Source organism: Candidatus Pelagibacter sp. uisw_091, assembly GCF_059512525.1.
In genome coordinates this window covers 181,930-192,863 of record NZ_CM183455.1, presented here as the reverse complement: position 1 = coordinate 192,863, position 10,934 = coordinate 181,930, and the positions used below count along the sequence as shown (strand labels likewise).

Annotated in this window: 11 protein-coding genes and 1 tRNA gene; 5 read left to right on the top strand and 7 right to left on the bottom strand. The window is 30.3% G+C overall.

The annotated features are described in order from the left end of the window. Nucleotides 1–62 precede the first annotated feature (62 nt). Nucleotides 63–1,076 (top strand): polyprenyl synthetase family protein, encoded by a 1,014-nt coding sequence (locus tag AC5YGA_RS01040; protein ID WP_415308749.1) that lies wholly within the window; start codon nucleotides 63–65, stop codon nucleotides 1,074–1,076. Here the strand turns inward: AC5YGA_RS01040 and pdxH are convergent. After that, on the bottom strand, nucleotides 1,073–1,699 hold the full coding sequence (gene pdxH, locus AC5YGA_RS01035; RefSeq protein ID WP_415308747.1) for a pyridoxamine 5'-phosphate oxidase: 627 nt from the start codon (nucleotides 1,697–1,699) through the stop codon (nucleotides 1,073–1,075). The genes AC5YGA_RS01040 and pdxH overlap by 4 nt on opposite strands. Before the next feature lie 33 nt (nucleotides 1,700–1,732). On the opposite strand from pdxH, the gene aroC reads away from it, so the two are divergent. Continuing rightward, complete coding sequence (gene aroC, locus AC5YGA_RS01030) at nucleotides 1,733–2,815, top strand: chorismate synthase (RefSeq protein ID WP_415308746.1); 1,083 nt, start codon at nucleotides 1,733–1,735, stop codon at nucleotides 2,813–2,815. 10 nt (nucleotides 2,816–2,825) lie between these two features. Here aroC and dxs read toward each other — a convergent pair whose 3' ends face one another. From dxs to AC5YGA_RS01015, 3 genes are read right to left on the bottom strand one after another with little or no spacing between them, the layout of a single operon-like run. Then, complete coding sequence (gene dxs / locus AC5YGA_RS01025; RefSeq protein WP_415308744.1) at nucleotides 2,826–4,742, bottom strand: 1-deoxy-D-xylulose-5-phosphate synthase; 1,917 nt, start codon at nucleotides 4,740–4,742, stop codon at nucleotides 2,826–2,828. Beyond that, nucleotides 4,739–5,611: a polyprenyl synthetase family protein gene (locus tag AC5YGA_RS01020; RefSeq protein ID WP_415308742.1), complete on the bottom strand. Its 873-nt coding sequence runs from the start codon at nucleotides 5,609–5,611 to the stop codon at nucleotides 4,739–4,741. The genes dxs and AC5YGA_RS01020 overlap by 4 nt, the downstream gene beginning before the upstream one ends. Continuing rightward, entirely contained in the window at nucleotides 5,601–5,846 is a 246-nt protein-coding gene (locus AC5YGA_RS01015) for an exonuclease VII small subunit (protein WP_415308740.1), read from the bottom strand. The genes AC5YGA_RS01020 and AC5YGA_RS01015 overlap by 11 nt, the downstream gene beginning before the upstream one ends. Before the next feature lie 20 nt (nucleotides 5,847–5,866). Here AC5YGA_RS01015 and AC5YGA_RS01010 point away from each other — a divergent pair, with 20 nt between their 5' ends. Beyond that, nucleotides 5,867–6,799, top strand: coding sequence for an L-threonylcarbamoyladenylate synthase (locus tag AC5YGA_RS01010; RefSeq protein WP_415308738.1), 933 nt, complete (start codon nucleotides 5,867–5,869; stop codon nucleotides 6,797–6,799). Between the two features lie 16 nt (nucleotides 6,800–6,815). Here AC5YGA_RS01010 and AC5YGA_RS01005 read toward each other — a convergent pair. Beyond that, nucleotides 6,816–6,892, bottom strand: a tRNA-Arg gene (locus AC5YGA_RS01005). 23 nt (nucleotides 6,893–6,915) lie between these two features. On the opposite strand from AC5YGA_RS01005, the gene AC5YGA_RS01000 reads away from it, so the two are divergent. Then, nucleotides 6,916–7,896, top strand: coding sequence for an RluA family pseudouridine synthase (locus tag AC5YGA_RS01000; RefSeq protein ID WP_415308736.1), 981 nt, complete (start codon nucleotides 6,916–6,918; stop codon nucleotides 7,894–7,896). Between the two features lie 54 nt (nucleotides 7,897–7,950). Further along, nucleotides 7,951–8,832 carry an RNA polymerase sigma factor RpoH gene (rpoH, locus tag AC5YGA_RS00995; RefSeq protein WP_415309358.1) on the top strand — a complete coding sequence of 294 codons (882 nt, stop codon included), beginning with the start codon at nucleotides 7,951–7,953 and terminating at the stop codon, nucleotides 8,830–8,832. Here rpoH and AC5YGA_RS00990 read toward each other — a convergent pair. Together AC5YGA_RS00990 and thiD are read right to left on the bottom strand one after the other, a co-directional pair. Beyond that, the gene (locus tag AC5YGA_RS00990) at nucleotides 8,829–10,121 is read right to left on the bottom strand and encodes an adenylosuccinate synthase (protein ID WP_415308734.1); all 1,293 of its coding nucleotides are present in this window, start codon (nucleotides 10,119–10,121) and stop codon (nucleotides 8,829–8,831) included. The genes rpoH and AC5YGA_RS00990 overlap by 4 nt on opposite strands. Further along, entirely contained in the window at nucleotides 10,121–10,933 is an 813-nt protein-coding gene (thiD, locus tag AC5YGA_RS00985; RefSeq protein ID WP_415308733.1) for a bifunctional hydroxymethylpyrimidine kinase/phosphomethylpyrimidine kinase, read from the bottom strand. The genes AC5YGA_RS00990 and thiD overlap by 1 nt, the downstream gene beginning before the upstream one ends. Nucleotide 10,934: the final 1 nt, after the last annotated feature.

Sequence of the window (10,934 nt, the reverse complement as noted above, 5' to 3'; positions counted from 1 at the left end):
AAGATTAAGGTGCGTCAATTGATAAGTAATAAATATAACTTAATTATACTAACTTATTTTTTATGGGAACTGTAGTTCAGCTTAAAAACCAAATAAATAATTCTTATTTTCAATTAAAAGATTCGGTTGATGAAAAATTAGTTTTAGTTGAGGAAAAAATTAAGACAAAACTTTTAAGTGATATTGATTTGGTTCAAAAGATGACTGACTATCATATTGAAACAGGGGGCAAAAGATTAAGAGCGCTATTAACTCTTGGATCAGCTAAACTATGTGGATATACCAAAGGGGGTCGAGATATTAATCTAGCAGCATGTGTTGAAATGATACACGGAGCAACTTTAATGCATGATGATGTTATTGATCTTGGAAACGTAAGAAGGGGGAAGAAAACACTAAATTCAATATGGGGAAATCACTCTTCTGTTTTAATTGGGGATTATCTATTAAGTAGGTGTTTTGAAATGATGGTAGAAGATGGAAATTTAGAAGTTTTAAAACTTTTATCTTCAACTTCTTCAAAAATTGCACAAGGAGAAGTATTACAACTTCAACACAAAGGTGAAGTTGATATGCTAGAAGAAACTTATTTAAAGATTATAACAGCAAAAACAGCTGCACTTTTTTCTGCAGCAACTAAAGTTGGTGCAATTTTATCCAATAAAGGAATAAAAGAAAAAGAAGCGCTAGAGTTTTATGGTAAAAACTTAGGTTTAACATTTCAAATTGCTGATGATACTTTAGATTATAATTCTGACTTAAAAGTTTTTGGAAAAAAAATTGGTAAAGATTTCTTTGAAGGTAAAATTACTTTGCCTATAATTTTATTGTTTCAAAATACAAATTCTATTGAAAAAAATAAACTGAAGGATATCTTTAAACAAGATAATAGATCAGATGAAGATCTACACTTTACTTTAATGCTTATTAAAAAACATGATATAATTAAAAAATGTTACAAAAAAGCTGAACATTTCATTAATCTTGCATCAAATTCCTTAACAGCGTTCGAGGAAAGTGATGAGAAAAAAAATTTAGAAAATCTTACTTCTTTTAGTTTGGAAAGAACGTTCTAGGGACTCAACAAAGACTTATTCCAATTACCAGCCTCATCTTTAGTATACTTAAGTCTTTCATGAATTCTACTATCACCATCTAACCAAAATTCTATACTTGTAGGTATTAAATTCCAACCTGACCAATGATCTGGTCTTGGGACTTCATTTTTATTATTATATTTTTTCTTATATTCCTCTATTGAGTTTAAAAGTTCATCTCTATTATGCAATACAGAACTTTGCTTTGAGGCCCATGCACCAATTCTACTTTCATAGCCTCTAGTGTTGTAATATTCATCAGCCACTTTATCAGAAATTTTTTGTACCACACCATTAATCCTTATTTGCCTTAAAAGACTTTTCCAATGAAAACACATTGCAGCTTTTGGGTTATTTTTTAGATCATTTCCTTTTTGACTATTTAAATTTGTATAAAAAATAAACCCATCTTTATTAAAGTCCTTTAATAAGACCATCCTAATTGATGGAGAATTATTGTGATCAGATGTTCCAAACGCCACTGCATTTGGGTCATTTGGTTCTGTTTTTTTTGCTTCATTCATCCATTTTTCAAATAAGTCTATTGGATCATTTTTATCTAAAAAGCAGTTATTAAGGCCTAATAAGTTTTTTTGATTCATAATTTTAACAAAATAATCTATATAATAAAGATAATGTCATTTAATACTTTTGGAAAGCAATTTCGTTTCACAACTTGGGGAGAATCTCATGGTCCAGCTTTAGGTTGTGTTGTTGATGGCTGTCCACCCAATATAAACTTAAAAGAACAAGATATTCAAGTCGAGTTAGACAAAAGAAAGCCTGGACAGTCAAAATTCACAACACAAAGAAAAGAAGATGATAAAGTTCAAATTTTATCAGGAGTGTTTGAAGGTAAAACAACTGGAACACCTATTTCTTTGATTATTTACAATCAAGATATGAGATCAAAAGATTATGGAGATATCAAAGATAAGTTTCGACCTGGACATGCTGATTTCACATATTTTAAAAAATATGGAATAAGAGATTATAGAGGTGGTGGAAGATCTTCTGCAAGAGAAACAGCTGCAAGAGTTGCCGCAGGTGCAATTGCTAAGAAAGTTCTAGAAAATAAGTTAGGTAAAAAATTTAAAGTCGTAGGTGCAGTTATTCAATTAGGAATATTGGGATGTGATACTACTAAATGGAATGACCAAATAATTAATAAAAACCCATTTTTTTGTCCAGATAAGAATATACTAAAACTTTGGGAAAAATACTTGTTAGATGTAAGAAAATCTGGATCATCTTGTGGTGCAGTAATTGAAGTAAGAGCTAGAGGAATTCCTGTTGGTTTAGGTGCTCCAATTTATTCTAAATTAGATATGGATATTGCTTCTGCAATGATGAGTATCAATGCCGTTAAAGGAGTTAATATTGGTTCAGGCATGAACTCTGCACAATTAAGTGGAGAACAAAACTCAGATGAAATTTCACAAAAAGATAAAAAATTGAAATTTAATTCTAATAATGCTGGTGGAATACTTGGTGGAATTTCTACAGGACAAGAAATTGTTGTCTCATTTGCAGTTAAGCCGACATCATCCATATTGACTACTCGAAAAACTATAGATAAGTTTGGGAAAAATACCACCATCTCTGTTAAAGGTAGACACGATCCTTGTGTTGGCATTCGTGCAGTTCCTGTAGGTGAAGCAATGATAAATTGTGTTTTATTAGATCATTACTTAATGAACAAAGCTCAGTGTAGCTAATATTTTAAATTTAATTTTTAACTACTTTAATAGAATCTTTTGTAAATAAAATATCTAATATTTTTTTTGAAATTTGAGACGCATTAAGGCCTGCAACGTCATACATTTTTTTTGGGTTATCCTGTTCGATGAAAATATCGGGTAATGTCATAGATCTAAATTTTAAACCTTTATCAAATATACCTTTTTCTGATAATAGATTTTCTACATGAGAGCCAAAACCTCCTATAGAACCCTCTTCTACAGTAATCATTACCTCATGTTCTCTGGCACACTTTAAAATAAGCTCTTGATCCAAAGGTTTAGCAAACCTTGCATCAACTATTGTTGATTGAATTCCTTTATTTTTTAATTCTTCAGCTGCAATTTTACATTCTTCTAATCTTGTTCCAATACTTAAAATACAAACTTGTTTTCCTTCTTGAATAATTCTCCCTTTTCCTATCTCTACTTTCTCATCTATGGATGGTAATTCCAATCCAATTCCATTACCTCTTGGGTATCTAATAGCACTTGGTTTGTTATTAATATTCATCGAAGTATTGATCATTTTAACTAGTTCTGATTCATCACTTGGAGCCATAACTATAAAATTTGGAAGGGTAGAGAGATAAGTAATATCAAATGAACCTGCGTGAGTTGATCCATCAGCGCCAACCAAACCTGCTCTATCAATTATGAACCTCACAGGTAAACTTTGAATAGCAACATCATGGACCACTTGATCATATGCTCTTTGTAGAAAAGTTGAATAAATTGCAACATAGGGTTTATAGCCTTCTGTAGCTAATCCTGCAGCAAAAGTAACTCCGTGTTGTTCAGCTATCCCAACATCAAACATTCTTTTCGGAAACTCTTTAGCAAAAATATCCATACCTGTTCCACCTGGCATTGCAGCTGTAACTCCTACAATTTTACTATCTCTTTCTGCATGTTTAACCAAAGTATTTGCAAAAACTTTTGTATAGGCTGGTAGATTAGTTCCACTTTTTACCTGCTCTCCAGTTACAACATCAAATTTTGAAACACCATGATAATGATCAGTTGCCTTTTCAGCATGCGAATAACCTTTTCCTTTTTGTGTTTTAATATGAATCATAATTGGGCCTTGGTGTTTAGAATCTCTTGCATTTTTTAAAATTGGCAAAAGAGTTGTCAGATCATGTCCATCAATTGGACCAACATAATAAAATCCTAAAGAATTAAAAAGAGTACCACCAGTTACAGCTGAACGTAAAAAATCTTCAGCTTTTCCAGCTCTTGCACTGAATCTTTTAGAAAAAGCTGAGGTAATTAATTTAAATGTTTCTCTTAAATTAAAATAAACTTTTCCTGTTAAAAGTTTTGCTAAATAAGTTCTCATAGCACCTACAGGCTTAGCAATTGACATGTCATTATCATTTAAAATGACAATCATTTTAGTTTTTGAAGCACCTGCGTTATTCATTGCCTCATAGGCCATCCCTGCACTAATTGCACCATCTCCAATAACAGCAATTACATTGTTTGATTTATTGGAAAGCTTGTTTGCTTCAGCTATTCCTAAGGCAGAGGATATAGAGGTTGAGCTATGTGCCGCACCAAATGGATCATATTCACTTTCAGATCTTTTAGTAAACCCAGATAATCCATTGCCCTGCCTTAAAGTTTTAATTTTTGATTTCCTACCCGTTAGAATTTTGTGAGGATATGTTTGATGGCCAACATCCCAAATTAATTTATCATTAGGAGTGTCAAATATATAATGCAAGGCAACTGTTAACTCAACAACACCCAAACCCGCACCTAAATGTCCACCTGTTTCAGAAACAGCATTAATCATTTCCGCTCTAACTTCATTAGACAACTCTTGAAGGTTATTTTCAGATAGCTTTCTTAGGTCAGAAGGAAAACTTATATTTTTTAAAAATTTATAATCGTGTGTCATTTATTTCTTGTTAAAATATATTCTAAAGTTTCGTTCAAATTATTAGGGTTTAATTTACGCTTTTTTAAATCTTTAATTATTTTAAATTTAATTTTATCACCATACTTAATAGCATTTTGATACCCCAGTAAACTGATTAAAGTTGCTTTACCTTTTTTCTTATCTTTACCTGTTATTTTTCCAGCAATTTTAGAAGAGCCCTTGAAATCAATAAGGTCATCTGCTATTTGAAATAAGAGACCAATACTTGACCCAATACTTTCAAAAAACTTTATGTCTTTTTTATTTTTCTTTTTAATAATTGCTGGCACAGCACAACAAAAACTAAATAACTTTCCCGTTTTTTTTATTTCCATATCTATGATTTTACTTCTAGGTATTTTTTTCTTTTCATAGCTTAGGTCTAAATACTGACCGCCTGCAATTCCCAGATGTCCAGAAGATTCTGATAATTTTTGAACTAAATCTACTTTTGTTTTTTCATTAATTTTTAAGTTTGAACTAGTTAAAATTTCAAACGCCATTGTTAGAAGTGAGTTTCCAGCTAACACTGCGGTAGATTCTCCAAATTTAATATGTGTAGAAGGCTTTCCTCTTCTCAACTTGTCATTATCCATACAGGGCAAATCATCATGAATGAGAGAATAAGCATGAATACACTCTACTGCAGCACCCACAGCAATTAATGTTTTATATCTAATTTTAAATATAGCTCCTATGTCTAATAAAATTTTTGATCTAATTTTTTTACCACCTGGAAATAAACCATACTTCATGGCTATAACTAATTCTGTTTTTTTTTGTTTTTTAATAAATTTTTTTAAAAAAAAATTAGTATCTTTTGCTAGTCTAACAAGTTTACTTTTCATTTTTTTTTGAAGTTATATTATTAATTTTTTTCTTTGTTTCTTCGTTAATTATCTTTGTGGTTTTGTGAAATTTTTTTTGAATAATATTATTTAAGTTTAAAAGCTCTTGATAAGAATCAATTGAATTCTGGAGATTTTTTTCTTCTTCTAGGAATTCAATAATATTATTTGCTTTTTTTGTTAACTCATCAAGTGATTGTGAGTTATTATCAAGTGGTAAATTTTTATCTTTCATATAATAATAATTATTAATACATGAAATCTAATCAATCAAATATCAAAAAAGCAAAAAAATACCTTAATAAAAATTACTGTATAGGCGTCCCAACTGAAACTGTTTATGGCTTAGCAGCCAATGCTTACATAGATTTAGCAGTAAAAAAGATTTTTGATTTAAAAAAAAGACCTAAAAATAACCCACTAATTGTTCATTATAATGACATTGATTCTCTAAAAAAAGATTGTTTAATTAATGATAATTTCATCAAATTGTATAAAAAATTTTCTCCTGGCCCAATAACATACGTTCTAAAATTAAAGAAATTTTCTAAAATTTCGAAATATGTTACTAATAATCAAAAAAGTTTAGCAGTAAGATTTCCAAAACATCCTTTGCTTAAAAATTTACTAAAACAATTAGATTATCCACTAGCAGCACCAAGTGCAAATAGATCTTCAAGAGTAAGTGCGGTTAAAAAAAATGATGTTAAAGATGAATTTGGTAATAAAATTAAATACATTTTAGATGGAGGGGTATGTAATATTGGTATCGAATCTACTATTATTAACCTTATAGGTAAGCCCACTATATTAAGATTGGGTGGTTTAGATGTCTCAAAGATTCAAAAAATATTAAAATTAAAATTAAATTTAGCTATCAACCCTAAAAGGAAAGTCGCACCAGGCCAGTCTCTTCTACACTACTCTCCAGGCATTCCTCTGAAAATGAATATAATAAAACCAAAAAATGATGAAGCATTTATAATAATTAAAAAGAGAAAGAATAAATCAAAAAATTATTTTCACTTAAGTTTTAAAAATGATTTAAATGAGGCTGCAAAAAATTTATATTCTTGTTTAAGAAAAATAAAAAATAAAGGTTATAAATCGATCGCAGTAGAAAAAATTCCTAACAAAGGATTGGGTAAAGCTATAAATGATAGATTACAAAGAGCATCTATGTATTAAATATCTAGTTTAATGGTGGTGCGCCTGCTAGGAGTCGAACCTAGAACCTCCTGATTCGAAGTCAGGCACTCTATCCAGTTGAGCTACAAGCGCATATAGTATTAATATTACATTTTATGGAAAAAAACATTAATTTAATAGTTGAAGAAAGTGAAAATAATCTCAGGCTTGATGTATTCATTAACAAAAGAGAGAAGTTAATTAGCAGAACTAGAATCAAAAATTTAATTCTAAAAGAAAAATTAAAATTAAATGATGCAATAATTAATAGTCCTTCAAAAAAAATCTCCACAGGTGATAAAATCGAACTTCATATTCCAGAACCAAAAGAAGCTTCTTTAAAACCTTATAATTTTAAATTAGAAATTATTTATGAAGATGATGATTTATTGGTAATTAATAAACCAGCTGGAATTATCATGCATCCTGGAGCTGGTAATTATGATAAAACGATTGTTAATGCCTTAATACACTATAATAAAAACTCATTATCTACAATTGGAGATGAATTAAGACCAGGTATCGTGCATAGAATAGATAAAGATACCTCTGGATTAATAGTAATTGCAAAAAATAATATAACACATGAAAATTTATCTCATCAATTTAGTGAGCATACAATTACAAGGGTTTATCAACTTTTAATATGGGGAAAACTCAGACCATCATCTGGAAAAATTGACACTTTTATAACAAGAAGTTCAAAAAATAGACAAATGATGGAGATTAGTAGCTCCAAAGGTAGAAGGGCAATAACGAATTATAAGACTATAGAAATTTTTGAAAATGATAAAACTCCCACATTAAGTTTAGTTGAGTGTAGATTGGAAACGGGAAGAACGCACCAAATAAGAGTTCATATGACTCATATGGGCAACAGTATTATGGGAGACGGTAAATATAAAAAAAAATATAAAAAACTTAAAAATATAGACACCAGTCTAGAAAGCTTAATTTATAAATTGGATAGACAATTTCTTCATGCTCAAATGCTAGGTTTCATTCATCCAAAAACTAATGAAGAGATGATTTTTACCTCAATTTTGCCACAAGAACTTGAAAATATTCTATTATTGCTAAGAAATACTGGCAAATAAAGCCTTGAAATAATATTATAGTTAATTAAATAAATACAACTTATGAATACTACTATGAACAGTAATCTTCCATCGCTTTCAAACGAAGGCGGACTATCAGCTTATCTTGAGCAGATTAAAAAATTTCCAATGCTGGCAGCAGAAGAAGAATATATGCTAGCGAAGAATTGGAAAACAACAGGAAACGTTAAAGCTGCTGAAAAACTTGTAACCAGCCACCTTAGACTAGTTGCTAAAATTGCAATGGGTTATAGAGGGTATGGCCTGCCAGTTAATGAAATGATTTCTGAGGGAAATGTGGGCTTGATGCAAGCAGTAAAAAAATTTGAACCTGAAAAAGGTTTTAGGCTAGCAACTTATGCAATGTGGTGGATTAGAGCTTCTATTCAAGAATACATATTGAGATCTTGGAGTTTAGTAAAAATAGGAACAACAACTGCTCAAAAAAAGTTATTTTTTAATTTAAAAAAGATTAAAAATCAAATTGCCCCTCAGTCTGAAGGTGATTTAAGGCCTGAGCATGTAAATGAAATAGCTAATAAGTTAGATGTTAGTGAGAATGAAGTCATTTCAATGAATAGACGACTTTCTGGGAAAGAGTTTTCTTTAAATGCACAAATTGGTGAGGATGGTGATGAGTGGCAAGACTGGTTAGTTGATAAAGAACTAGATCATGATCTTAAATTTGCACATCAAGAAGAGATGATACAAAGACAAAGCCTATTAAAAGATTCTATAAAAATTCTTAATGATAGAGAAAGAGAGATTCTTTACTCTAGAAGATTAAATGATGAACCTACTACTTTAGAGGATTTAAGTAAAAAATATAAAATCAGCAGAGAAAGGGTTAGACAAATAGAAAATAAAGCTTTTGAAAAAATTCAAAAACATATGCTTTTATCTGCTAAATCAAAAAATTTACTTCCCTTAAACTAAACTTCAAACGGATTTTCTATAAGAATTGTATCTTCACGTTCTGGACTTGTAGAAATGCTTGAAACCTTTGTGCCTATAAAATCTTCTAGAGCATAAATGTAATTTTTTGCATTTTCTGGCAATGCCTCTATATTTTTGATCCCTTGAGTGGGACTTTTCCAGCCAGGGAAAGTTTTATAAATTGGTTTTATTTTTAGTTGATCTTCAACTGCAGCTGGTAGATAATCCATTTTCTTTCCATCAAGTTCATATTCAACACACATTTTAATTTCATCTAATTCATCTAACACATCTAATTTAGTTAACGCTATTCCATCTATGCCTGAAATTTTAATTGTTTGTCTAACCAAAACACCATCAAACCAACCACATCTTCTTTTTCTACTAGTGACAGTACCAAATTCCTTTCCTCTAGAACCAAGCAATTCTCCAATATCATCTGTTAACTCAGTTGGAAAAGGTCCTTCACCAACTCTGGTAGTATAGGCTTTTGTTATTCCAAGAACATAATGAATGGAGTTAGGACCACAACCAGTTCCTGTAGCAGCGGCAGATGCAACAGTATTGGATGATGTTACAAAAGGGTACGTTCCATGATCTACATCAAGTAGTATTCCTTGCGCACCTTCAAATAATATTCTTTTTTTTTGTTTTTTAAATTCATCAATTCTAAGCCAAACAGGTTGAGAAAACTTTAATATTTCTGGAGCAATCTTTAAAAGTTCTTCTTTAAGTTTATCTTTTTCAAAAATTTTTTTACCCAACCCTTTTCTAATTGCATTATGATGAAGAAGTACTGTTTCTAACCTGTGATCTAGATTGGTCTCAGATCTTAAATCCATAACACGGATTGATCTTCTTCCTACTTTATCTTCATAGGCTGGTCCAATTCCTCTTCTTGTTGTTCCAATTTTTCCTTTTCCAGCAGCATCTTCTCTTATTTCATCCATCTCTCTATGAAATGGCAAAATAAGATTTGCAGATTCTGAAATTATAAAATTATCCACATTAACCTCAACACCCTTAGATCTAATTTCTTCTATTTCCTCTAATAGTGCCCAAGGGTCAACAACAACTCCATTTCCTATAATAGAAATTTTATTTTTTCTTACAATTCCAGAAGGAAGTAATCTTAGTTTATAAGTTATTCTATCAATTACTAATGTATGTCCTGCATTGTGTCCTCCTTGAAAACGGATAACGACATCTGCTTGGTCAGATAACCAATCAACTATTTTACCCTTTCCTTCGTCACCCCACTGAGATCCAACAACTACAACATTTTTCATTATCTAAATTTTTTTTCTATTGTTACTGAACTTAAATGGTTGATAGGTCCGTGACCTTTACCAAATTTAAGGTTTGAATTTATTGAATTGTGTACATACTTAGTTGCAAGCTCACAAGATCTCTTTAGGGTTTTTCCACATGAAAAGAATGTAGAAATAGCAGAAGAAAGAGTACAACCAGTACCATGTGTATTCCTAGTTGTAATTTTTTTATTTTTTATAATAAAAATTTCATTTTTATTTACAAAAATATCTTGGACAATATTAGATTCTAAATGACCACCTTTTATAAAAACATTTTTTGCGCCTAATTTGATCAATATACTGGCAGCAAAAATCATATCTTCTTTTGTTCTTATTTTAGTTTTAGTTAATATTTCAGCTTCTGGAATATTGGGAGTTATTAAACTAACTTTTTTAATTAGTTCATTTTTTAATAATTGAATTGCTTTATCATCAATAAGTTTTGCACCACCTTTAGCAACCATAACAGGATCTAAAATTATTTTTTTAACTTTAATAAGGTTTAGTGAGTGAATTACTGATTTTATTACTTTTGTAGAATGTAACATTCCAATTTTTACAGCATCAGGTTTAATGTCTTTTGAGGTAAATTCTATTTGATTAGAAATTTCTTTTGGATCAATTGGCACTATTGATTTTACACCTGTTGTATTTTGGATTGTAACAGCTGTTATTGCTGTCATTGCATACGAACCTAAAGCAGTGATAGTTTTAATGTCAGCTTGAATGCCAGCACCACCAGATGAGTCTGATCCTGCAATAACTAATATTTTAGATTTTGGTTTCAAT